This window comes from Micromonospora sp. WMMD737 (genome assembly GCF_049179055.1).
Lineage (GTDB): Bacteria > Actinomycetota > Actinomycetes > Mycobacteriales > Micromonosporaceae > Micromonospora > Micromonospora reichwaldensis.
The window spans coordinates 4909952-4932636 of the sequence record NZ_JBMHMH010000001.1 but is presented as its reverse complement, the minus strand read 5'-3'; the positions used below and the strand labels follow the sequence as shown (position 1 = coordinate 4932636).

General features: G+C 71.4%; 20 protein-coding genes. 10 read left to right on the top strand and 10 right to left on the bottom strand.

Features of this window, described 5'->3' with window-relative positions:
• Window positions 1-116: 116 nt before the first annotated feature.
• Window positions 117-1634 (bottom strand): flotillin family protein, encoded by a 1518-nt coding sequence (locus ACN27A_RS21715; protein WP_101413437.1) that lies wholly within the window; start codon window positions 1632-1634, stop codon window positions 117-119.
• 28 nt (window positions 1635-1662) lie between these two features.
• On the bottom strand, window positions 1663-2184 hold the full coding sequence (locus ACN27A_RS21710) for a hypothetical protein (protein WP_225852283.1): 522 nt from the start codon (window positions 2182-2184) through the stop codon (window positions 1663-1665).
• Between the two features lie 93 nt (window positions 2185-2277).
• On the opposite strand from ACN27A_RS21710, the gene ACN27A_RS21705 reads away from it, so the two are divergent.
• On the top strand, window positions 2278-2757 hold the full coding sequence (locus ACN27A_RS21705) for a methylated-DNA--[protein]-cysteine S-methyltransferase (protein WP_421456368.1): 480 nt from the start codon (window positions 2278-2280) through the stop codon (window positions 2755-2757).
• A 26-nt stretch (window positions 2758-2783) separates the two neighbouring features.
• Here ACN27A_RS21705 and ACN27A_RS21700 read toward each other — a convergent pair whose 3' ends face one another.
• From ACN27A_RS21700 to ACN27A_RS21690, 3 genes are all read right to left on the bottom strand, one after another.
• Complete coding sequence (locus ACN27A_RS21700; RefSeq protein WP_421456366.1) at window positions 2784-3518, bottom strand: hypothetical protein; 735 nt, start codon at window positions 3516-3518, stop codon at window positions 2784-2786.
• Window positions 3519-3661: 143 nt separating this feature from the next.
• Complete coding sequence (locus ACN27A_RS21695; protein WP_357577722.1) at window positions 3662-4741, bottom strand: inositol-3-phosphate synthase; 1080 nt, start codon at window positions 4739-4741, stop codon at window positions 3662-3664.
• Between the two features lie 23 nt (window positions 4742-4764).
• Window positions 4765-5403 (bottom strand): PadR family transcriptional regulator, encoded by a 639-nt coding sequence (locus ACN27A_RS21690; RefSeq protein WP_121397428.1) that lies wholly within the window; start codon window positions 5401-5403, stop codon window positions 4765-4767.
• Between the two features lie 174 nt (window positions 5404-5577).
• Here ACN27A_RS21690 and ACN27A_RS21685 point away from each other — a divergent pair, with 174 nt between their 5' ends.
• From ACN27A_RS21685 to ACN27A_RS21670, 4 genes are all read left to right on the top strand, one after another.
• Entirely contained in the window at window positions 5578-6045 is a 468-nt protein-coding gene (locus ACN27A_RS21685) for a DUF5318 domain-containing protein (RefSeq protein WP_311409953.1), read from the top strand.
• 197 nt (window positions 6046-6242) lie between these two features.
• Window positions 6243-9182, top strand: a complete 2940-nt coding sequence (locus ACN27A_RS21680) for a transglycosylase domain-containing protein (protein ID WP_421456363.1) — start codon at window positions 6243-6245, stop codon at window positions 9180-9182.
• Window positions 9183-9299: 117 nt separating this feature from the next.
• Window positions 9300-10853, top strand: a complete 1554-nt coding sequence (locus tag ACN27A_RS21675) for a glycosyltransferase family 87 protein (RefSeq protein ID WP_421456360.1) — start codon at window positions 9300-9302, stop codon at window positions 10851-10853.
• Window positions 10854-10898: 45 nt separating this feature from the next.
• Window positions 10899-11066 (top strand): hypothetical protein, encoded by a 168-nt coding sequence (locus ACN27A_RS21670; protein ID WP_421456357.1) that lies wholly within the window; start codon window positions 10899-10901, stop codon window positions 11064-11066.
• A gap of 12 nt (window positions 11067-11078) precedes the next feature.
• Here the strand turns inward: ACN27A_RS21670 and ACN27A_RS21665 are convergent, their stop codons facing one another.
• Both ACN27A_RS21665 and ACN27A_RS21660 read right to left on the bottom strand, forming a co-directional pair.
• A complete protein-coding gene (locus tag ACN27A_RS21665) occupies window positions 11079-13448 on the bottom strand; it encodes a hypothetical protein (RefSeq protein WP_421456355.1) in 2370 nt (789 codons plus the stop codon).
• Window positions 13445-14236, bottom strand: coding sequence for a deoxyribonuclease IV (locus ACN27A_RS21660; RefSeq protein WP_421456354.1), 792 nt, complete (start codon window positions 14234-14236; stop codon window positions 13445-13447). Before ACN27A_RS21660 ends, ACN27A_RS21665 begins: the two co-directional genes overlap by 4 nt.
• Window positions 14237-14876: 640 nt before the next feature.
• Between ACN27A_RS21660 and rpsF the strand changes: the two genes are divergently transcribed.
• From rpsF to rplI, 4 genes are all read left to right on the top strand, one after another.
• Window positions 14877-15167, top strand: coding sequence for a 30S ribosomal protein S6 (gene rpsF, locus ACN27A_RS21655; RefSeq protein ID WP_121397433.1), 291 nt, complete (start codon window positions 14877-14879; stop codon window positions 15165-15167).
• A gap of 81 nt (window positions 15168-15248) precedes the next feature.
• Entirely contained in the window at window positions 15249-15785 is a 537-nt protein-coding gene (locus ACN27A_RS21650; protein ID WP_172896610.1) for a single-stranded DNA-binding protein, read from the top strand.
• Between the two features lie 41 nt (window positions 15786-15826).
• Complete coding sequence (gene rpsR / locus ACN27A_RS21645) at window positions 15827-16066, top strand: 30S ribosomal protein S18 (RefSeq protein WP_007073789.1); 240 nt, start codon at window positions 15827-15829, stop codon at window positions 16064-16066.
• A gap of 14 nt (window positions 16067-16080) precedes the next feature.
• Complete coding sequence (gene rplI / locus ACN27A_RS21640; protein WP_421456350.1) at window positions 16081-16527, top strand: 50S ribosomal protein L9; 447 nt, start codon at window positions 16081-16083, stop codon at window positions 16525-16527.
• 208 nt (window positions 16528-16735) lie between these two features.
• On the opposite strand, the gene ACN27A_RS21635 is transcribed toward rplI, so the two are convergent.
• Complete coding sequence (locus ACN27A_RS21635; protein ID WP_421456347.1) at window positions 16736-18361, bottom strand: hypothetical protein; 1626 nt, start codon at window positions 18359-18361, stop codon at window positions 16736-16738.
• 377 nt (window positions 18362-18738) lie between these two features.
• Between ACN27A_RS21635 and ACN27A_RS21630 the strand changes: the two genes are divergently transcribed.
• Window positions 18739-21441, top strand: a complete 2703-nt coding sequence (locus ACN27A_RS21630; RefSeq protein WP_421456344.1) for a replicative DNA helicase — start codon at window positions 18739-18741, stop codon at window positions 21439-21441.
• Window positions 21442-21456: 15 nt separating this feature from the next.
• Here ACN27A_RS21630 and ACN27A_RS21625 read toward each other — a convergent pair whose 3' ends face one another.
• Both ACN27A_RS21625 and ACN27A_RS21620 read right to left on the bottom strand, forming a co-directional pair.
• Complete coding sequence (locus tag ACN27A_RS21625; protein ID WP_421456341.1) at window positions 21457-22137, bottom strand: maleylpyruvate isomerase N-terminal domain-containing protein; 681 nt, start codon at window positions 22135-22137, stop codon at window positions 21457-21459.
• A gap of 119 nt (window positions 22138-22256) precedes the next feature.
• Window positions 22257-22673, bottom strand: coding sequence for a zf-TFIIB domain-containing protein (locus tag ACN27A_RS21620; protein WP_421456338.1), 417 nt, complete (start codon window positions 22671-22673; stop codon window positions 22257-22259).
• Window positions 22674-22685: the final 12 nt, after the last annotated feature.

Here is a 22685-nt window from a genome sequence, read left to right as displayed (position 1 = left end):
GGTCACCACCGTCAGGTGATCTTCGCCCCACCGCACCACCGAACGTCGGCGCCCGCCGAGCCGTCTCAGGAGCACGGCTCGGCGGGCGCCGTTCTGCCCAACCCCGGGCAGTCGCGTCAGCGGGTCTCGACCGCCGTGCCGTCGACGGGCGGCTTGCCGTTGCCGGTGGTCGCCGCCGCCGAGCCGAGCTTCCCCAGCAGGCCGGCCAGGTCGATGCCGGTCAGGTCGCTGCCGAGCTGGAGCCCCTGGGCCACGTTGCCCGCCACCGACTTGGTCAGCGACGAGGCACCGTCGGTGGAGATGACTGTCATCTTGTCGATCGCGCCGATCGGGGCGCTTGCCGCCTCGACGACCTGTGGCAGCACCTTGACCAGCAGGTCCAGCACGGCGGCCTCGCCGTACGCCGCGAAGGCCTCGGCCTTGCGGGCCATCGCGTCGGCCTCGGCCTGCCCCTTGGCCAGGATGGCCGCAGCCTCGGCCGCACCCTCCCGCTCGACCGCCTCGGCGATCGCGGAGCGGCGGCGCTGCTCGGCCTCACCCTCCTTGGCGCCTTCGATGGCGTTGGCCTCGGCCAGCGCGGCCCGGCGGGCCCGCTCGCCCTCACCGGTGAGCCGGGCCTGCTCGGCGGCGGCCTGGGCGGCGGCGATGACGGCCTGGCGCTGCGCGTCGGCGTTCAGCACGGCCGCGTTGCGGGACGCCTCGGCCTCCTGCTCCACCTTGTACCGGGCGGCGTCGGCCGGCTTGCGCACCTCGGTGTCGAGCTGACGCTGCTTGAGCTCGGCGTTGCGCTCGGCGACCTTCTGCTGCTCGGAGAGGATCGCCTGGTCCCGCTCGGCCTGGGCCAGCGGCCCGGCGGCGGCGGACTTCGCCTTGGCCGCGTCGATCTCCGCCTGGATGGCGGCCTGCTTCAGCGACAGGTTCCGGTTGGCCTCGGCGATGGCCTCCTCGGCGAGCAGCCGCTCCTGCTCGGCCTGCTGCCGGGCCCGCGCCTCGGCGATGGCCGCGTCCTTGAGCACCCGGGCGGCCTCCGGCCGACCCAGGTCCTGGAGGTAGGAGCCCTCGGCCAGGATGTCCTGGAGCTGGAAGGTGTCCAGCACGAGGCCCTGGTTGGTCATCGAGTGCTCGGCCTCCTCGGCGACCGCGCTGGCGAACGCCGCCCGGTCCCGGATGACCTCCTCGACGGTGAGCCGGCCGACGATCGAGCGCAGCGCGCCGGCCAGCACCTCCCGGGTGAAGTCCTCGATCTCGTCCTGCTGGTGCAGGAAGCGCTGCGCGGCGGCGCGGATGGCGTCCTCGGTGCCGCCGACCTTGACGATCGCGACGCCGTGCAGGTCGGCGCGGATGCCCTGCTTGCTGACCGCGCCCTTGATGCCGACGTCGATGCGCCGGCTGGACAGGTCGAGCGACTGGAGCTTCTGCACCACGGGCAGGACGAAGACGGACGCGCCGAGCACGACCTTCTGCCCGGAGTTGTCGGTCGACCGGCCACCGTCGGCGGTCTGCGTGGTGCGGCCCTTGCGGCCGGTGACGATGAAGGCCTCGTTCGGCCCGGCGACCTTGATGCGGGAGAGCACGAAGAGCACGAGCACGAGGACGAGGAGGACCGCGCCGCCGATGGCGATGAGAAGGGGCATGTGACCGTCCTGTTTCTATGAGGGGGGTTCAGTAGGTCTCGACGTGCACGCTGGTCTCGCTGAGCGCCTCGACCACGAAGATCTGGGCGCCGACCGGGATCGGTCGGTCGGCGCGAGCGTTGAGCTTGACCGGCTGGCCGGCCACCCGGACGCGGACCTCGCCGTAGCCGTCGGCGGGCACGGGGGTGACCACCAGGCCGAGCGCGCCGACGAGGTGGTGGCGGGTGGGGGTGGGGTCGGTGCGCATGTCGCGCGCCGCCCGGCTCAGCCGGGCCGCGGCCCAGGCGGTGGGCACGGCCGCGACGACGCCGCCGGCCAGGGCCACGGCGATCATGCCGGGCGTACGCCCACCTACCAGCTCGTTGACGATCGCGGCGCCGAAACCGAGCGCTCCGGTGAACCCGGCGACCGCCTCCACCGACACCGGACCGTCGAAGTCCGGGTTGCCGAAGTGGAGCAGCTCGCCGCCGAGCAGGGCGAGCGCCAGCACCGCTACGCCCGCGCCGCCGATGATGAGGAAGATCAGCGTCCCCGTGGCCACGGCCTGCACGGTATCGGTGCCCCGCAACGTCGGCCGGCAGGCAAAGGGCTCAGCGGGACCGCGACGTGGGGCAGTTCACCGGGCACCGGGGACAATGGGCGGATGCGCTGGACCGTGCTCGACTCCCCGATCGGCGAGTTCTCCGTCGCCACCGACGGCACCCGCGTGTGCCGGGCCCACTTCGGCCGGGTCGACGCCGCCGCCGAGGAGCCGGGCGACGAGGCGGCCCGACAGGCGTTGGCGGAGCTGCGGGCGTACTTCGCGGGCGAGCTGACCGGGTTCGCGGTGCCGCTGGCCGCGCCGGGCGGGTCCGACTTCGAACGGGGCGTCTGGCGGGAGATGACCCGCATCCCGTACGGGGAGACGCTCACCTACGGCGAGGTGGCCCGCCGGCTCGGCGACCCGGGTGCCGCCCGCGCGGTCGGGGTGGCCTGCAACCGCAACCCGATCCCGGTGCTCGTGCCGTGCCACCGGATCGTCGGCGCCGGCGGCAAGCTTGTCGGTTTCGGCGGCGGCCTGGACCGGAAGGTGAAGCTGCTGGAGTTGGAGGCCGGGGTCGCCCTGCGTCGCGCCTGGTCCTGACGGGTTGCCGTCCGAGCCCGCCCGGTTCAGCCCGGGGCAGGCAGACAGCCGCCGTCGGCGATGCGGGCGCCGATCTCCACGGTGACGTCGCCCGCCCGGACGCTGCCGAAGACGCACGCCCGGCCGGTCCAGCCCGCGAAGACGAGCCCGTCGGCGGGGCCGAGGTCGAGCCGCCCCGGCGTCCGCACGGTGACCTCGGTCAGCCCGATCGCCGCGACCATCCGACGGACTGCCTCCTGTCCGGGCTGGTCCCGGCCGCCGGCGGTCAGCAGGTCGAGATCCCTGCTGAGCTTCGCCGCGCAGGCCCGGGCGCCGCTGGCCGCCTCCTCGTCGAGCGTGCCGCGCTGCCGGAAGCCGTCGTTGGCCGCCTGCTGGCGGAGGAACTCCGCCGCGCGGCGCTGCTCGTCGGTCAGCGGCTGTCCGGTGCCGGGTGGACGCGACGTGGCGGCCGGGACCCCGCCAGCGGACCGGGCGGCCTGCCCGGGGCGCCTGACCGGCGTGCCCGCCCTGGCGCAGCCGGCCTCGGGCTGCGCTGTGGAGGCGGCCGGGCGGGCCGAGCCGACGCCGCCGTCCGGTGCCGTGCTGGCTACCGGTGCCGTGCCACCGGCTGTCGTGGTGCCGTCGGCCGGTGCCACGCCGCCGGCCGGCGCGGTGGTCGGGTCGGATCCAGGTGCCGCGCAGCTGACGAGGACGGGAAGGAGCACCGCGACGGCGAAAGCCCCGACGGCCCGTCGCGCGCCGCCGTGAGGGAGGAATGCCACGTCGGTCAGCGTAACGGCGCGTCGCCGTCCGTTCGACCCCGTGTGAGGCCGGTGGCCTGTGCGCGTACGGCTGCGGAAGGGCCGGACGCGGCGAGGGCCGGATCCGTGCGGACCCGGCCCTCGACGGTGCTGCTGTCGGCGCGTCAGCGCTCGGCGTCACCGGCGATGAACGCCTCGACGGCGGCGTGCGCGTCGTGGTCGGCGTACTGCACCGGCGGGGACTTCATGAAGTACGACGAGGCCGACAGGATCGGGCCGCCGATCTTCCGGTCCAGCGCGATCTTCGCGGCGCGGACGGCGTCGATGATGACACCGGCCGAGTTCGGCGAGTCCCACACCTCGAGCTTGAGCTCGGCGTTGAGCGGGGTGTCGCCGAAGGAGCGGCCCTCCAGGCGGATGTACGCCCACTTGCGGTCGTCCAGCCACGGCACGTGGTCCGACGGGCCGATGTGCACGTCGCTCTTGCTCATCTCGTGCGGGATCTGCGAGGTGACCGACTGGGTCTTCGAGATCTTCTTCGAGACCAGGCGGTTGCGCTCCAGCATGTTCATGAAGTCCATGTTGCCGCCGAAGTTGAGCTGGTACGTGCGCAGCAGCTCGACGCCCCGGTCCTCGAACAGCTTCGCCAGCGCGCGGTGCACGATGGTGGCGCCGACCTGGCTCTTGATGTCGTCACCGACGATCGGCAGGCCCGCGTCCTCGAACTTCTTGGCCCACTCCGGGTCGGAGGCGATGAAGACCGGAAGCGCGTTGACGAACGCGCAGCCGGCGTCGATCGCGGCCTGGGCGTAGAACTTGTCGGCCTGCTCCGAGCCGACCGGCAGGTACGAGACCACGACGTCGACCTGCGCGTCGCGCAGCGCCTGGGCGACGTCGACCGGCTTGGCGTCGGACTCCTCGACGATCTCGCGGTAGTACTGGCCCAGACCGTCGAAGGTCGGACCGCGCTGCACGGTGACGCCGGTCGGCGGCACGTCGCAGAGCTTGATGGTGTTGTTCTCGCTGGCGACGATCGCCTCGGCGAGGTCCATGCCCACCTTCTTGGCGTCCACGTCGAACGCCGAGACGAACTGCACGTCCGAAACGTGGTAGTCGCCGAAGGTGACGTGCATGAGACCCGGGACGCGGTCGTTCGGGTCGGCGTTCCGGTAGTACTCCACGCCCTGTACGAGGGACGAGGCGCAGTTACCCACACCGACGATGGCGACGCGGACGGAGCCCATAGCGTCTGCCTCCTTCTTCTTCATCACGGCCGCTCTTTCCTGGACTCTCCAGGCGGAGGCGGGCTGTTGTCTTCTCGTCGGCCGCCGGCCGTCCCGGTTGACGGGACCGTCGGGGCACGGCCGGAGCGCTCGTTGGCGATGAGCTCCTCCAGCCAGCGGACCTCGCGCTCACAGGCGTCCAGGCCGTGGCGCTGCAGTTCCAGCGTGTAGGCGTCGAGCCGCTCGGCCGCCCGGCCGAGCACGTCGCGAAGCCCTTCACGGCGTTCCTCGATCTTTCGCCGGCGACCCTCGAGGATGCGGAGTCGGGTCGCCTGGTCGGTCCGGGCGAAGAACGCGAAGTGCACGCCGAAACCCGTGTCGTCGTACGTCTCCGGCCCGGTCTGCGCGATCAGTTGGGCGAAGCGTTCCTTGCCCTCCGCGGTGATCTCGTAGACCACCCGACCTCGTCGGCTGGTGAGCGCGGGAACCTCCTCGACCGTGGCGGGTGCCTCCGCGGCCTCGGTGATCCATCCCGCCGCCTGCAACCTGCGCAGCGTGGGATAGAGCGAGCCGTAGCTGATCGCCGCCCTGATCGCACCGAGCTTGGCGGTCAGCTCCTTGCGCAGCTCGTAGCCGTGCATCGGAGACTCCTGCAGGAGGCCGAGGATGGCGAGCTCGAGCACGGGCCATCCTCTCTGTACCCTCTACGCGGAGCGGTAACCGCCGCGATGTATCGGACCGATACATCGCACGCTAGCGGATCGCCGTGATCAGGGCAAACCCCCGCTCCGAGGTTCTTCGGTCACGCATCGTCACCGTGGTCGCCCCGTCCGACGAGACCGCGTACCCTTCTCCGCATGCGTACGCAGCGCCAGGTAGTCGACTACTCGCTCCGGAAGCGAGCGGTGCTGCGTGAGCTCCTCGCGGGCCGGGTCGGCACGTACGACGTCTGCGACGCCTCGCCCTACCTGAAGAACGCCGCCCGCTTCCACGGTGAGCCGACCGACGAGCGGTGTCCGATCTGCCGGAGCGAGAACCTGACCCACGTCCACTACATTTACGGCGACGAACTCAAGCAGTCCGCCGGCCAGGCCCGGACACTGGCCGAGTTGCCGGTGCTGGCGATGACGGTGCGTGAGTTCCAGGTCTTCGTGGTGGAGGTGTGCCTCGGCTGTGACTGGAACCATCTCGTCGAGCAGTACCTGCTCGGCCGGGACGGCCTGGCCGGGAGCCCGGAGGGTGGGCAGGAGCAGGACGCGGTGGGCGGCGCGGCCGCCTCGGGCAACGGTGCGGGCAGTCGACGGAGGCGAGAGGCGCAACGGTGATCTTCGCTCGATCGGCCGACCCCGGCCAGCGCACGCACGCCTGGGGAGACCGACGGATCGTTGGTCTGATTGGCCCGATTGATTCGCAAGTGGCACCGGTCGACCGGCACGCACGTGCCGCCCTCGACAGGTGTCCCATCTCACGGCAAACCGGTGGCGGCGCAGTCGCGTCCCACCGCGACGGCAGGGTGTGAGGAATGAACTCGTACGGCGATTCCAGTTCCCCGCGCGGGCGGGCCCAGATTCCGGGCCAGCACGGCGACCCTGGCGGTGACGCCTCCGGGGGCGGCTGGTCGGCTGCACAGGACGGTACGGCACCCGCGGGCCGCGCCTCGGTCGCGCCCCGCGCCGCCGGCGGGCGGGCCTCGGTCGGCGGCTCGGCCGCCGTTCCGCCGCGCGGCGGTTCCGTCCCCGGTTCGGCGTCCGCAGCCGTCCCGCCGCGCGCCGGAACAGCCTCGGTGGGCTCCGCCTCGGTGGGTTCGGCCTCGGTCGGTCGGGCGGCGCCGGGCCGGGCCGTGCCGGTCCCGCCCGCACCCGGCGCCGGCCGGGCGGCGGGCTCGGGTCGCGCTTCGGTGCCGGTCTCCCCGGCCGGCGGGCCGGCGGGTCGCGCCTCGGTGGGCTCCGCCGCCGTCGGCGCCGCCCCGGCCGGACGGGCCAGCGTCGGATCGGCGGCGGTCGGCGGCGTCAGCGGTCGTGCCTCGGCCCGGGCGAGCGTCTCCCCGGCCGCGGGCGGCCCGGGTGGGCCCGGCGGGCCGACCGGCCCCGGTCGGCGCGCACGCGGCGCGGGCGACCCGGCCGGTTCGTCGCGGGCGAAGAAGCGCAAGCGGGTCAACATGCTGATCGCCGCCTTCGCCGTGTTCATCATGCTCGCCGGGCTCGGCGTCGTCGGCTTCACCTACTACTCGACGAACGTGGTCCTTCCGGAGGACACCACGCCGCCGCAGGCGACCACCCTCTACGCCTCCGACAACAAGACGATCATCGCGAAGGTCGGCACGCAGAACCGGACCCTGGTCACCATCGACCAGATCCCGAAGTGGGTGCAGGACGCCGTCGCCGCGGCCGAGGACCGCAACTTCTACGAGCACTCGGGTGTGGACTACAAGGGCATCGTCCGGGCCGCGTGGAACAACGTCTCCGGTGGCAGCAAGCAGGGCGCCTCGACGATCACCCAGCAGTACGCCCGCAACGCGTTCGACAACCTGAAGGACGACACCTACGCCCGGAAGGTCAAGGAGGCGATCCTCGCCTCCAAGCTGAACGACGAGTACACCAAGCCGCAGATCATGCAGCACTACCTGAACATCATCTACTTCGGGCGGGGCGCGCACGGCATCGAGGCGGCGGCGCAGACGTACTTCGGCAAGCCGGCGAACAAGCTGAGCGTGGCCGAGGGCGCGGTCCTCGCCGCGCTGATCAAGCAGCCGGAGGCCGGCGCGGGCCACAAGGGCTACGACCCGGCGGTGAACCTCGCCGAAGCCAAGTCCCGCTGGGAGTACGTGATCGGCGGCATGGTCGCCGAGGGCTGGCTGAACGCCCCGGGCAAGCCGGCCGCGCCCACCCTGGCCGAGTACCCGACCAAGACGCTGAAGAAGCCGAGCCAGGGCGGCGCCGGCATCGACTTCGGCGTCAACACCCCGTACGGCAACGTGATCAACTACGTCAAGCAGGAGATGCGGGACAAGGGCCTCTGCGTCGACAAGGAGGAGCAGGTCACCGACGCCAAGCCGCTCTGTTCCCAGGCGCTCATGTCGGGTGGCTACAAGATCCGTACCACGATCGACACGAAGATCCAGGAGGCGGCGGTCGAGACCGCCCAGCGCAGCAAGAAGGGGTCGGAGCTCTCCGACCAGCCGCCGAACCTGATGGCGGCGGTGGTGGCCATCGATCCGAAGAACGGTCGTGTGCTCGCCTACTACGGCGGTGACAACGGCACCGGCACCGACTACGCCGGCAAGAACATCGACTCCTCCGGTAACCCCTACGGCGGTCACCCGCCGGGCTCGAGTTTCAAGATCTACACCCTGGCGGCGGCGCTCAAGGCGGGCAAGGCCCTCGAGTCGCGCTGGAAGGGCAAGGCCTTCACGCCCGAAGGCACCAAGTTCAAGGTCAGCAACGCCGGCGTGGACAACCCCGAGTGCGGCAACTCCTGCACCCTGACGGTCTCCACCCTGAAGTCACTGAACGTGCCCTTCTACCACGTCAGCCAGGACATCGGTCCGGACAAGGTCGTCGACATGGCGGCAAAGGCCGGGGTCAGCATGATGTGGCGGTCGGACACCAACCCGCCGAAGGGCTACGACCTCACCAAGACCGACCCGAAGGACATCGCGCCGAACCCGTTCTTCCACGTCGTCGGCTACGGCCAGTACCCGATCACCGTCCTGGACCACGCCAACGGCGTCGCCACCTTCGCCAACCAGGGTCGCTACCACAAGGCCCACTTCCTCTTCTCCGTCGAGAAGCGGGACGAGGTGACCGGCAAGTGGAAGAAGATCGCCGACGAGGGTTCGCTCAAGGGTGAGCAGCGCATCGACAAGGACGTCGTGGCGGACGTGACCTCGGTGCTGGAGCAGTACCCGGCGCGGGTCAACCACAAGCTCGACGACGGCCGGAAGGCCGCCTCCAAGACCGGCACCTGGGAACTCAAGGCGAAGAGCGACGACAACGGCGACGCCTGGATGATCGGCTACACCCCGCAGATCGCCACCGCCGTCTGGGTCGGCAACGTCAAGGACCGCAAGCCGCTCAAGCTGAAGAACGGCGACAAGATCAGTGGCGGCAACCTGCCGGGCACCATCTGGGAACGGTTCATGGACGAGGCACACAAGGTCAAGAAATGGGAGAAGAAGGACTTCCCGCCCGCGGCGAACGTCGGCGACCCGAACACCGGCAACGGTGAGGCGCCCCCGCCTCCGCCGCCTCCGCCGGGCCAGTCGAACTGCGGTCCGCTGGACCTGCTCTGCCCGCCCGGCGGCAACAACGGCGGTGGAAACAACGGCGGCGGCACCCCTCCCGGCGGCCCTGGTGGCCCCGGTGGCCCCGGCGGACCCACCCCGATCGACCCGCGCCCGGGTCGGGACGGTGGCGGCGGTGGGCTGCTACCGAGCCTGACACCCAGGCCGGACAACGACTGATCGACGAACGCCGCCGGCGGCCGGAGCAACTCTCCGGCCGCCGGCGGCGTTCCACGTATCGACATGTCGTGAGAGGGAGGGGACGCGGAGGCCCGATGTACGGCAGGATGCACCCTCATGAGCACGCAGTCGACGCGAGGCATCGACGACGCCGGTGCCCCTGACCATCCGTCCCGCTCCGACGGCTTCGTCCGGGGCGTCTCCGGCGCGATCGGCGGGCCGCTGGGCGACCACGCCGTCGCCCTGGACCGGCCCGCCGGGCGGGAGAGCCGGTTCTGGACCGCGACCCGCATCGTCCTGGCCCTGGTCTGCCTGACCCTGGCGTTGCACTGGGTGCAGAAGTCGCCCTGCCAGGACGGCGCCTGGCAGAACAACGTGCAGTACACCCGCTTCTGCTACACCGACGTGCTGGCGCTCTACTACGCTGAGCGGCTCAACGAGGGTGCGGTGCCCTATCAGGACCATCCCGTCGAGTATCCGGTGCTCACCGGGTACTTCATGGGCGCCCTCGGCCTGCCCGTGCACGCCCTCGGCCAGAACGACCCGGGAATCAACCAGGGCATGTGGTTCTACAACCTCAACGCGCTGGTGCTCGGCGCGCTGGCGGTCGCCACCGTGGCGGTGCTCCTCGCCCTGCGCCGCCGTCGACCATGGGACGCCGCGCTCTTCGCGTTGGCCCCCGCGCTGATGCTCACCGCCACGGTCAACTGGGACCTGCTCGCCATCGGCCTGGCCGCGTTCGGCCTCTTCGCCTGGGCCCGCAGCCGACCACTGGTGGCCGGCGTCCTGCTCGGTCTCGCCGGGGCAGCCAAGATGTGGCCGCTGTTCATCCTCGGCCCGATCCTGGTGCTGGGGCTGCGCGCCGGGCGGCTCCGCGCCGCCCTCACCGCCTTCGGCGCGGCCCTCGTCTCCCTGGTCCTCGTGAACCTTCCGGTCGCCATTCCCTACCGGGAGAACTGGGACCGCTTCTTCGAGCTGAACTCGACCCGGCCCATCGACTGGGGCACCCTCTGGTACATCGGCCGCTACCTGGACGGGAAGTTCGGCAACGCCGACCCCGCCGACCTCGGGCCGTTCGAGTGGCTGAACGCCAACATCCCGACGCTGAACACCCTGTCGTACGCCCTCTTCGGGCTGGCCTGCCTCGGGGTGGCCGCGCTGGGGCTGCTGGCCCCGCGCCGGCCCCGGCTCGCCCAGCTCGCGTTCCTGGTGGTCGCTGCCTTCCTGATCTTCAGCAAGGTGTGGTCGCAGCAGTTCGTGCTCTGGCTGCTGCCGCTGGTGGTGCTCGCCCGCCCGAAGTGGGGCGCCTTCCTCGCCTGGCAGGTTGCCGAGGTCTGCTACTTCGTGGCCTTCTACGGCGAGCTGCTCGGCGCGGCGACCAGCCGGCCGGTCTTCCCGGAGGGCGTCTTCGTGCTGGCCTCGACGCTGCGCCTGGCCACCGTCGTGCTGCTCTGCGTGCTGGTCGTCCGGGAGATCCTGAACCCCGAACTGGACGCGGTCCGCAAGACCTATCCGGACGATCCGGACGGTGGCGTGTTCAACGGCACCAGGGACGCACCCTGGGTGGCTCGCTGGCGTCGACCAGCCCCGGCCTCGCCGCAACCGACAAAGCTGGCGGCCAGCCCGGCCCCGGCCGGCGGCGGGGGCGGGCGGACGGTGGCCGGCGAGTGACGTCCTGATGGCGTCCTGTCGGAAGTCCCTGACCCGTCGACCGGTGTGAGCGCCGTCGACGCGATCCTGCCCCGCGCTGCTCGTCACGGTCTGGCTCGGCGGTTGAACGGGCTGTTCGGGCTGTTCACGGTCGTCGTGTTGGCGATCCTCTCCGCTGCCCGCAAGCTCTACGGGAGACTGGACGACCGGGAGGCTGCTTCGAGGCCGACGTGAGGATGACGAGGGTCACAGGCGGTAGACCACGATGTTCCCCATCTCCTCGCGGGTGATGCCGAGCCCGTCGACCGGCGCGTCCACCGTGACCTCCCACGGCGTGCCGGCGATGTGCTCCCGCATCAGCAGCACGTTGCGTACGCCGAGGACGCGCAGGTAGTCGACGCTGGTCTGGTCGGGGAAGGCCAGCGTCACCCGGCGCACGTCGTCGAGTTGGCGCGGGGTGAAACCGCTGCCCCCGTTGACCACGTCCTGGAACCTGCTGGTGGACCAGAGCATCACCGGCTGGTCGAGGCTCTGGCTGCTCGGCAGCACCAGCAGCGGCCCGTCCACGGTGCGCATCGCGGCCGGCTGCGGCGGCACGACCGGGTGCGGCGTGGCGTTCAGCCCCTCGCCCAGCACCAGCACCAGCGGCAGCAGCGTGGCCAGCCGCAGCCACGGGCTCGGCCAGGAGGGGATCCGCTCGGCGTAGACCTCCCGGACCCGGGTGGCGAACGCGCTGACCGCGCCCGCCGCGAGCAGCCCGAGCAGCAGCGTGGTCCAGAGCATCAGCCGGCCCGGGGTGCGGATGCCGTTCCAGCCGGGCAGGTGGTCGAACAGCGGCACGTAGGTGAAGGTGCCGTCGAAGAACCGGGTGCCCATGGCGAGCACCATCGTCACCACCACCCCGACGAGCAGCAGCAGCCGGTGGCGCAGCTTCCACACCGAGAAGAAGAGCCCGCCGGCGGCGAGCGCGTAGAGCACGAAGCCGGGCAGCAGGGTCATCTCCGGGTGCCAGGGCAGCGCCGCCCGCGCGCCCTCGTGCAGGGCGCCCCAGACCCGCGACTCGGCGGGTGCCGTGAAGAAGCCGGCCGCTGGCGGCGAGTAGACGCCGATGTCGCCGATGGAACGCTCCGCCTGCGGGTGCGCCCCCGCCACCTTGAAGTACGGGATGGCCAGCAGGCCGCCGACACCGGCGAAGAACAGGCCGCCGACCAGGTCCGCGATCAGCAACCGGCGGCCGAACGGGCGCTTGACCGGCCGGACGACCCACCGCCGCAGGAACCAGGTGACGGTCGCGACCAGCACGGTCCCGGCCAGGAAGTACGCGAACGGCAGCCCGATGCCGAAGCCGAGACTGAGTTGCCAGGCCGCCACGAACCAGCCGGCGTAGACCCAGCCGTCGTGCCGGCGCTCGGGACGGTACCCGTGCCGCAACGACCAGCCGTGCCCCCGGGCGAGCATCGCCAACGCCAGCGGGATGCCGCCGTTGGAGATCACGTGCAGGTGCCCGGCCTGGGCCAGCAGCCACGGCGCGTACGCGAAGCTCGCCCCGGCCACCGCGGAGCCGATCCGGCCGGCGCCGAGCTGACGGGCCAGCGCGTACGCCCCGAGCATGGCGAGCGCGTGGGCCAGCACGAACATGATGTTGTAGCGGAGCACGGCGGCTTCGGGACCGGTGCCGATCATGCCCGCCGGGGCGTAGCCGAGCAGGGTGTCGGAGAAGGCGAAGCTCCAGGACTCCGGGAAGAAGGTGTTCGACTGCCACAGCTGCCCCGGGTTGGTCAGCAGGATGTGCCCCGACCAGGCCATCTGCCACGCCTGGAGGCTGGGGTCCCAGTAGTCCTGCGGCAGGGTGTGTCGCGGGTAGCGCAGCGTGGGCCAGGTCAGCAGCACGGCCAACGCCAGCGAGGCGAGCGTCGCGAGCGTCCACTCGTGGATCAGCAGGCGGCCCACCGCCCGCGCGGCGCGCCCGATCCGGGAGGGCACCGGTTCGGGGGCGGACGCGAAGGCATCCCACCGGTCCGGCTTCCCCTCCTTGTCACCCCCGTCCTGATCCTTGCCGGCCGCCTTGTCGCCGCCCTTGCCCGCGCCATCGGCCCCGGCCACACCGGCTGAACCCGCCTTGGCGTCCGGCTTGTCGGCTACACCCGCCTTGGCGCCGTCCTTGTCGGTTCCGCTGGCCTTGGCGTCGTCCTTGTCGGCTGAGCCGGCCTTGGCGTCGTCCCTGCCCGCCTTTGTTGCGGTCTTGTCGGCCCCGCCCGCCGTGGCGTTGGTCTTACCGTTTCCCGTCTCGGTCGCGCCGGTCCCGGCGGCCCCGACCGTCCTGGCTTGTGCCCCTGCCTCGGCCTGGGCCTCGGCCCCGGCCTGGGCCGTGCCGGCACCGGGCAGGGCTCCACCAGCTTTGGGTTCGGCCGCTCCGGGCTTGGGCTCGGCTACTTCAGCTCTGGATTGGGTCCCGCCGGTCCTGGGTTCGGCCCCGGCGGTCCCGGTGGCGGCCGAGCCGGGCGTGGCGCCGGTCGTGCCGGTCTTTCCGGCGGCTTCCGTCTTCCCGGCAGTGTCGGCCTTCTCGGCGGCTGCGTCGGGACGGGGACTGCCGGAGGCGGACTGCTCGGTCGTCATGCCGCCGGGCTCCCCGCGCCCAGCCGGTCGCGCAGGAAGGCGATGTCGGCGCCCTGACCGTCGACCCCGCCCGGGGTCTCGACGATGACCGGTGCGCCGGCCGCGCGGATGACCGCCACCACCAGCTCCGGGTCGATCGTGCCGCCGTCGAGGTTGTCGTGCCGGTCCTGGCCGGAGTTGAACGCGCCCTTGGAGTTGTTGGCGTGCACCAGGTCGATCCGGCCGGTGATCGCCTTGACCCGGTCGACGAGCCCGAGCAGCTCCTCCCCGCCGGCGTGGGCGTGGCAGGTGTCCAGGCAGAAGCCCACCTCGTGATCGCCGACGGCGTCCCAGAGGCGGGCGAGCGCGTCGAGCCGCCGGGCGCAGGCGTTGTCACCGCCGGCGGTGTTCTCGATCAGGACGGGCACGCCGAAGCCGCCGGAGTCCGCCGCGTACGCGAAGGTCTTGCGCCAGTTGTCGAAGCCGACGGCCAGGTCGTCGCCGGCGTTGACGTGCCCGCCGTGCACGATGAGCCCCTTGGCGCCGATGGCGGTGGCCGCCTGGGCGTGCCCGAGCAGCAGCTTGCGGCTGGGGATCCGGATCCGGTTGTTCAGTGTCGCGACGTTGATGACGTACGGCGCGTGCACGTAGAGGTCGACGCCCGCGGCCCGCAGCCGGTTCGCGTCCTCGCGCGGCTTCGGCGCCTTCCACCCCTGGGGGTCGGAGAGGAAGAACTGCACGGCCTCGGCCCCTCGGGCGGTCGCCTCCGCCACCGGGTCGGTCGAATCGACGTGGGCTCCGATACGCATGCAGGGGAGCCTACGTCGCGTCGCCGACAGCCGGGATGACGGCGGTGGCGGACTCGCCGTTCCTCGCGTCACCTCCCGGCGGCGGTGGTCGTTGATGCGAGTGGGATCCACGGTTGCCGCAGCCGGCCCGGAACGGCCGCTGGTCGGCCTGTCCCGGAGGCGCGTCGAACCGCCCGAGAGCGGGGGCACCCCCGTCGCGCGGCCCGGCGCGGCGGGGGCCCGCCCCGACAGAACCGGGCTCATCGGGGAATTTGTCGGAGAATTCCGCCATTTCCCCCGACAAGGGGCAAGAGCCGTTGTAACGTCAGGTAACAACACGATAAAGCTCCGCGGGGCGTCCCCGGTCCAACCTCATCGGTGTGGTCGTTCCTCCCCAGGTCCCACCCAAGGAATGCGGACGGGACGCCCCGCGGCCTCGTGTACGGGGGCTCGCATCGACAGCGACGTCGATGCGGGCCCCCGTCGCCTCGCCCGGTGGAAGGGCGCCGCCGACCACCCCGGGCATGATCGTCGGGACCGGGTATCCTGGTCCGGTTGTCCGCGTACGGCCGGGTTCCCCCGGAACCGGCGCGGGCCACGACGCACGACCTCCTGCCACGGAAGGACCGTGGCCGCTTAGCCCACAGGAGGTGAGCACGTCTTGCGTCATTACGAAGTCATGGTGATCCTCGACCCCAGCCTCGAGGAGCGCACCGTCGCCCCGTCCCTCGACACGTACCTGAACGTGATCCGGACTGCGGGTGGCTCGGTCGAGAAGACGGACGTGTGGGGCCGCCGGCGCCTCGCGTACGAGATCAACAAGAAGGCCGAAGGCATCTACGCCGTCATCGACCTGCAGGCGACGCCCGCAGCGGTGGCCGAGCTGGACCGTCAGCTGCGGCTCAACGAGTCCGTGCTGCGCACCAAGGTCATCCGGCCGGAGATGCGCTAAAGCATTCAACCCCGGTCCACCCGGATCAGCCTCATCGGCACTGTCGGAGGGCTCTGAGAGCCTGTACGGCAGAACTGATGAGTGCGCGAGGAGATGGTCATGGCAGGAGACACCACCATCACGGTCATCGGCAACCTGACCGATGACCCCGAGTTGCGGTTCACCCCGTCCGGTGCGGCGGTCGCCAAGTTCCGGGTCGCTTCGACGCCCCGGTTCATGGACAAGGCCTCCGGCGAATGGAAGGACGGCGAGCCGCTCTTCCTGGCGTGCACCGTGTGGCGGCAGGCGGCGGAGCACGTCGCCGAGTCGCTCCAGCGGGGCGCCCGCGTGATCGTCTCGGGCCGGCTGCGTCAGCGGTCGTACGAGACGCGCGAGGGCGAGAAGCGCACCGTCATCGAGCTCGAGGTCGACGAGATCGGCCCGTCGCTGCGCTACGCCACGGCGAAGGTGCAGAAGATGTCCCGCTCCGGCGGCGGTGGCGGCGGCTTCGGCGGTGGTGGTGGAGGCGGCCAGGGCGGCGGCGGAGGCAACTTCGACGACCCCTGGGCCTCGGCTGCACCGGCACCCTCGCGCGGTGGTTCGGGTGGCGGCAACTTCGACGAGGAGCCCCCGTTCTAATGGCGCCGAGCGCCCGCGATCGCAAACCAGGAGCACGAGCAATGGCCAAGGCCGCTGCACTTCGCAAGCCGAAGAAGAAGGTGAACCCGCTCGACAAGGACGGGATCACCTACATCGATTACAAGGACACCGCGCTGCTGCGCAAGTTCATCTCCGACCGCGGCAAGATCCGCGCTCGGCGGGTGACCGGCGTGACCTCGCAGCAGCAGCGGCAGATCGCCCGTGCGGTCAAGAACGCCCGTGAGATGGCGCTCCTGCCGTACACGGCCACGGCCCGCTGAGAGGAGGCACCGATATGAAGATCATCCTGACTCAGGAGGTGTCCGGCCTCGGTGCCCCGGGCGACATCGTCGAGGTCAAGAACGGCTACGGCCGTAACTACCTGCTGCCGCAGGGCTTCGCGATCGCCTGGACCAAGGGTGCGGAGAAGCAGGTCACGGTCATCAAGCGGGCCCGTTCGGCCCGCGAGATCCGCGACCTCGGCCACGCCAACGAGGTCAAGGGCCAGCTCGAGGGCCTCAAGGTCAACCTGAAGGCCCGCGCCGGCGACGGCGGTCGGCTCTTCGGCTCGGTCACCCCGGCCGAGATCGTCGACGCCGTCAAGGCGGCCGGTGGTCCGGCCCTCGACCGTCGTCGGCTGGAGCTGTCCGGTCCGATCAAGTCGACCGGCTCCTACCCGGTGCAGATCAAGCTGCACCCCGAGGTGAGCGCCAAGTTCGACCTCAACGTCGTTCAGGGCTGACACCTCACCCGAGCACCACGACAGGGCCCGCACCGACCGGTGCGGGCCCTGTTCGTGTACGACCTGCGGCGTACGCTCCCGCTCGTGCCGTCGCGGTGCGGACCGACCAGGGCGGCCGTGCGCCAGCCATCGGGCGGCCACGCTGATCACCAGCCGACAAGCCGGCCGGCGCCTTCGGCGAGCAGCGGCACCATGGTCGCGCTGATCGTCAGCCGATCGGCTGGCCCGTCACCGCGCTGATCATCACCGTCGAGAGGCCGCCGCCGACCACGGCCGCCGCCAGCGCGACGCTGGCCGAACGCCACGTCGTCCCGACCCGGCGCAGCAGCAGCGCCACGACCAGGCTGCTGGCCAGCGCCAGCCCGAAGCGCGGCAGGCCCGCTGCCAGCGAGCCGAGCGCCCGCGCCCGGGGCGAGTCGCAACCCCCTCCGCTGATGTCGGTGACACACCCCGCCGGCACCTGCCCGTCCAGGGTCAGCAACCAGACGAAGATCAGCACCGCCGGCACCAGGTAGCACGCGACCGTGTAGAGCAGCGACCGCCACGGCCCGCCCGGATCGGGATCGAGCAGGTCGTCCTCGATACGACGGCCCCACGCCCCGGCGGTCCCGGCCCGACGGCGTACGGCCGACGCCGTCGCGGCATCGACCGGCTCGGCCACGCGCCGACGCGGCGCCGCACGCGGCCGCGGCGCGGAGTAGGGCACCACGGGTGACCGGGGCGCCGACGCCGGCGGGTCCATCCAGCGGGGATCGTCGCCCGCCAGCCGGGTGCCCGACCAGAAACCCTCGCTCCGCTCGTCCCGGCCCGGCCATGGCCATTCCTGCACGGCGCCCTCGCCGGAACCCGGCGCGGTCCTGTCCCACCCATCGTCGTCGGAACACCGCTCCCACGCGCCGGTGTCGTCGGACCGGCGCCACTCACCGGTACCGTCGGTCCGGTCCCACTCACCGGTGCCGTCGGTTCGGTCCCACCGACCCGCGCCGTCGCTTCGGTCCCAACTGCCGGTGTCGTCGGACCGGTCCCACCGGCCAGTGCCGGTGTGGTCCCAGCGGTCGACCTCACCGGCCGGGTGCCACGCGTGCACACCCGACGCGTCCCACGCGTCCACCGCCGGAGGCGAGGGCGCGCTCTCGGACGCGGCGAGGTGCGACTCCCGGTCCCAGGGATCGACGGCGGGGCGGTCCTCCGCCGCCCGCCGGCCCCGGCGGGCCGGCCGCTCGGCCTCCCCATCCGGTACGGGCCCGGACGCGTCCGCCTGCTCCAGGCCGGACCAGACGACCTGCGGGCGTTCCGACGGCAGGCGCCTCGGCCGGCTCGGCGGCGCCGACCCCGAGACGGGGTCGTCCTCGGCCCGCCGCCGCCCGGAGTATCCCCGCTCCTGCGGACGGTCGAACGTCCACTCCCCGGTGTGCTCCGACTGCGGGACAGCGCCTGACGTCCACTCCCCGGTCTGCTCCGACTGCGGCGCCGCGCCGATCGCCGGGGACTCGTGCCAACTCGTCTCGCTGACCCGGTGCCAGCTGCTCATGGTCTCCGTGGCCCGCCAGGCACCGGGGTGCGGTTGCTCGGCCTCGGTCCCCACTTCGTCGGGCGCGGCGTGGCGGCCACCGCCGTCGGCGCTGCGGATCCCCGACTCCAGGGCCCAACGCGGCAGGTAGCTGTCGACCGGCTCCCGCTGCCCGCGCTCGACGGCCCGGCGCCGGCTCGGCGTGCGGTGCCGCGCGGGAGCGCGCTCGTACGAATCGACCGGTGCCGGGTCGGCGGGATCGTCCCAGGGGGCGACCGGCTCGCGCGGACCGCCATCTCCGCGTCCCCAGTCCCGGTTACTCACGGCCGGAGCGTGACCCTTCTCAACCGATGGCGCAATCCGCTGTGCAGGTGTAGCCGTTCGCTGGAGATAGTACGGGACGTTCGACCGCGCAGTTCGACCGAAAACTTGCCGTCCACAGGCTGGGGATTGTGTTTCCGCAGTTCAGCGCCTTGCGGCGGAGAATTCCCCAGCCGTTGTCCACAGGCTGTGCACACCCTGCGCACATGCTTGTCCCCCGGCGTCCACAGGTTGTCCCGAGGCTCGTCCACCGACGTGGTTGAGGGGCTGACCTCGGGTTCCGTATGGTTGGCCCCCGACCGGTCGTGCGATGACCCCCGATCGACCGGCAGGTCGAGGTTGTCCATCCCGGCGACAGGGCTGGATCCGGATCCGACGCAGTGGAGGGGGGACCCGTGTCGGTCACCGACGACATGCGGGCGGACTCGCGATCGGGCGGGGGGCAGGCGTTCCCGCCACCGCAGCGCGACGGCCAGTTCGACAAGACCCCGCCGCAGGACGTCGCCGCCGAGCAGTGCGTCCTCGGCGGCATGCTGCTCTCCAAGGATGCCATCGCCGACGTCGTCGAGATCCTCAAGACCAACGACTTCTACCGGCCGGTGCACGCCACCATCTTCGACACCATCCTGGAGATCTACGGCCGGGGCGAGCCGGCCGACTCCATCACCGTGGCGGCGGCCCTGGCCGACTCCGGCGATCTGGTGCGGATCGGCGGCGCCCCCTACCTGCACACGCTGATCGCCAGCGTGCCGACCGCCGCGAACGCGGCGTACTACGCCCGGATCGTCAGCGAGCGGGCGGTCCTGCGGCGCCTGGTCGAGGCCGGCACCAAGATCGTGCAGCTGGGCTACGGCACGAGCCAGGGCGGCAGCCGCGACGTCGACGACATCGTGGACCTCGCCCAGCAGGCGGTCTACGACGTCACGGAGCGCCGCGTCAGCGAGGACTTCGCCGTACTCGCCGACATGCTCCAGCCGACTCTGGACGAGATCGAGGCGGTGGGCGCCCAGGGTGGCGTCATGACCGGCGTCCCCACCGGCTTCACCGACCTGGACCGGCTGCTCAACGGCCTGCACGCGGGGCAGCTGGTGATCGTTGCCGGACGCCCTGGGTTAGGCAAATCGACAGCAAGTATGGATTTCGCCCGAAACGCTGCAATTCGGGCAAATCAAGCGTCTGCCATCTTCTCGCTGGAAATGAGCAAGGTCGAGATCGTCATGCGGCTGCTGTCGGCCGAGGCGCGCGTGCCCCTGCACGTCTTGCGCAGCGGCCAGCTCTCCGACGACGACTGGACCAAGCTCGCCCGCTGCATGGGCGAGATCAGTGAGGCGCCGCTCTTCGTCGACGACACGCCGAGCATGAACCTGATGGAGATCCGGGCCAAGGCGCGCCGGCTCAAGCAGCGGCACGACCTCAAGCTGATCGTGGTCGACTATCTCCAGCTGATGACCTCTCCGAAGCGCACCGAGAGCCGGCAGCAGGAGGTCGCGGACCTGTCCCGTGGCCTCAAGCTGCTCGCCAAGGAGGTGGAGTGCCCGGTGATCGCGGTCAGTCAGCTGAACCGTGGCCCGGAGCAGCGCACCGACAAGCGCCCACAACTGTCCGACCTGCGTGAATCAGGTTGCCTGACGGCGGAGACCCGGCTGATCCGGGCCGACAACAACTCCGAAGTGACCCTCGGCGAGCTGCTTGCCGAGGGTGCCAGGGAAATCCCGGTATGGGCGCTGGACGAGACTCTTCGCTACACCCCGCGAACGATGACGCACGTATTTCCGAGCGGCAATCGGGAAGTGTTCCGCCTGACGCTGGCATCGGGTAAGCAGATTGACGCGACGTCGAACCATCCCTTCCTCACCTTCGCTGGATGGGTGCCGCTCGGAGAGTTGGCGCCGGGAATGCGCCTTGCCACACCCCGGCATGTGCCACCTCCATTCGCGATCCGACCGTGGGCGGAGGCCGAGGTCGTCCTGCTGGCGCACCTTCTGGGCGACGGCTCGTTCGTACGCCGTCAGCCGATTCGGTACGCGAGCCGCGACGAGGACAATCTGCAGGCCGTGGCGGAGGCAGCCAAGCATTTCGGCATAACCGCCATTCGTGACGACTACGAAGTGGCCAGAGTCACCACCCTGCGGCTTCCCGCTCCCTACCGTCTCGCTCGCGGCCGGCGCAATCCGGTCGCCGAGTGGTTGGACGGTCTGGGGCTGTTCGGCCTGCGGTCGCACGAGAAGTTCATCCCGGCGTCGGTCTTCGGCATGCCCAAGGAGCAGATCACCCTCTTCCTCCGGCACCTGTGGGCCACAGACGGCTCGGTGAGCGTGAACAAGTCCGGTCGCGGTGGTCGTGTCTACTTCTCGTCGACAAGTCGCCGGATGCTTGAGGACATCTCCCGGCTGCTGCTGAGGTACGGCATCACCACCCGCCTCAGGGTGGTGCCTGTCGAACGTCACCGGCCTCAGTACACTCTCGACGTCTCCGGGCGAGATGACCAGTTGCGGTTCCTCCGGGAGATCGGCGTGCACGGCGACAGGGCACGCAACTGTGCCGACCTGCTCGCATCCCTCGCGGCGATGCAAAGCAACACCAACGTCGACACGGTGCCGCGCGAGGTGTGGAGTCGGGTCCGGGAGATCCTGGCGGAGAACGGCATGACCCACCGGGAGTTCGCGACGGCGATCGGTTCCCAGTTCTGTGGCAGCGCCCTGTGGAAGCACGCACCCAGTCGATCCAGGCTTGCGAAGATCGCTTCGGTTCTCGACGCCGCCGATCTGGACCTGCACGCCACGAACGACATCTTCTGGGATGAGATCGAGTCCATCGAGTCGATCGGCGAGCAGGATGTCTTCGACGCCACTGTCCTCGGTACCCACAACTTCATCGCCAACGGCATCGCCACCCACAACTCGATCGAGCAGGATGCCGACGTCGTGATCCTGTTGCACCGCGACGACTACTACGACAAGGAGTCGCCGCGTGCCGGGGAGGCGGATTTCATTGTTGCCAAGCACAGAAATGGTCCGACCGACACGGTGACGGTGGCCGCGCAGCTCCACCTGTCGCGCTTCGTGGACATGGCCATCGTCTGAGGACGGCCGCGCCGGTCAGCCCAGCAGCGGGAACCAGCCGGCGACCTCGCCGAGTTCGAGCTGGTCGCGGTCGGTGAGCGGCAGCCGGCCGGTGGCCTTGAGCAGGTACTCCGCGTCGCTCCACGAGGCCGGTCGGACGGCGTCGTCGCTGAGCAGGCCGTCCATGGTGGTCACGGCGACCCGCGTGGCCAGCACCCCGGGCAGGGGCGCGTCGGGCAGGTCGAGGACCAGGTCCAGGTGGTGCACGACAGCCTCGGTGGTCAGGGTGGCGAGCAGGTCCGGAACCCGCAGCACGTGCCCCTGGGTGGTCACGTGGCCGTCGGGGTCGGCCGCGCCCGCGGCGCGTACGGCGGCGGGCGCGGTGTCGGTCCAGAGCCGGACGATCCCGCCGGGGCGGTCGAAGGCGGCTGCGGAGCGGCGGGCCCACCAGGCGTGCCGCGCGCCGTCGCCGTTCCCTTCGGACGGGAACGCGCGCCAGTAGGTCACGTCGTCCACGTCGGCCGGGCCGTCGGCGGGGCTGGCCAGCGCGACCAGCGCTCGCTGGGCGTCGCAGAGGACGTGGAACAGCAGGTCCGCGACGAGCCAGCCCCGGCACCGGGTGGGCCGTTGCAGGTCCGCGTCGTCGAGGTCGGCGACGACGCGGGTGATTCCGTCGTACGCCTGCGCCAGCGCGAGGTGTCGTCCGCGGTGCGTCATGGAGCGCAGCGTCGCACGGCCGCCGCCGCTCGGCACGGCGAACGGCGGTGGCGCGGGGCGTGGAACAGAACCACGGGTGACCGGGCCGGTCGAGGCGCCGGCCCGGTCGACGGGGTGGCTCAGCCGAACATCTCGTCCAGGAAGCTCTTGTGCTTCTTGCGCTTGTAGTGCCCGTGGTAGCCGTGGTGCTGCTGGCCGTAGGCGGGGGCCGGCGGGTAGCCGTGCACCGGCGGGGGCGGCGGCGGGACGGCGCCATAGCCGGGCTGGTGCGGGGCGGGAGCGGGCGGCGGGGGCGGCGGGGGCGGGTAACCGCCCTGCTGGTGGCTCGGCTGGCCGGGGTAGCCGCCCTGCTGGTGGGTGGGCTGTGCCGGGGCCGCGCCCTGCTGGCGACTCCAGTTGGCCTCCGCCTCGAACAGCTTCTCCAGCTCACCGCGATCGAGGAAGATCCCCCGGCATTCGCCGCACTGGTCGATGGTGACGCCGCTGCGCTCGTACTGGCGCATTTCTCCGTGACACTTGGGACAGGTCAGGCTCATCCTCCGACCGTA

Coding starts and splice junctions, on each gene's coding strand:
- ACN27A_RS21715 (WP_101413437.1), bottom strand. CDS start 1,634: ATGCCCCTTCTCATCGCCATCGGCGGCGCGGTCCTCCTCGTCCTCGTG.
- ACN27A_RS21705 (WP_421456368.1), top strand. CDS start 2,278: ATGCGCTGGACCGTGCTCGACTCCCCGATCGGCGAGTTCTCCGTCGCC.
- ACN27A_RS21695 (WP_357577722.1), bottom strand. CDS start 4,741: ATGGGCTCCGTCCGCGTCGCCATCGTCGGTGTGGGTAACTGCGCCTCG.
- ACN27A_RS21685 (WP_311409953.1), top strand. CDS start 5,578: ATGCGTACGCAGCGCCAGGTAGTCGACTACTCGCTCCGGAAGCGAGCG.
- ACN27A_RS21680 (WP_421456363.1), top strand. CDS start 6,243: ATGAACTCGTACGGCGATTCCAGTTCCCCGCGCGGGCGGGCCCAGATT.
- ACN27A_RS21675 (WP_421456360.1), top strand. CDS start 9,300: ATGAGCACGCAGTCGACGCGAGGCATCGACGACGCCGGTGCCCCTGAC.
- ACN27A_RS21665 (WP_421456355.1), bottom strand. CDS start 13,448: ATGACGACCGAGCAGTCCGCCTCCGGCAGTCCCCGTCCCGACGCAGCC.
- ACN27A_RS21660 (WP_421456354.1), bottom strand. CDS start 14,236: ATGCGTATCGGAGCCCACGTCGATTCGACCGACCCGGTGGCGGAGGCG.
- rpsR (WP_007073789.1), top strand. CDS start 15,827: ATGGCCAAGGCCGCTGCACTTCGCAAGCCGAAGAAGAAGGTGAACCCG.
- rplI (WP_421456350.1), top strand. CDS start 16,081: ATGAAGATCATCCTGACTCAGGAGGTGTCCGGCCTCGGTGCCCCGGGC.
- ACN27A_RS21625 (WP_421456341.1), bottom strand. CDS start 22,137: ATGACGCACCGCGGACGACACCTCGCGCTGGCGCAGGCGTACGACGGA.
- ACN27A_RS21620 (WP_421456338.1), bottom strand. CDS start 22,673: ATGAGCCTGACCTGTCCCAAGTGTCACGGAGAAATGCGCCAGTACGAG.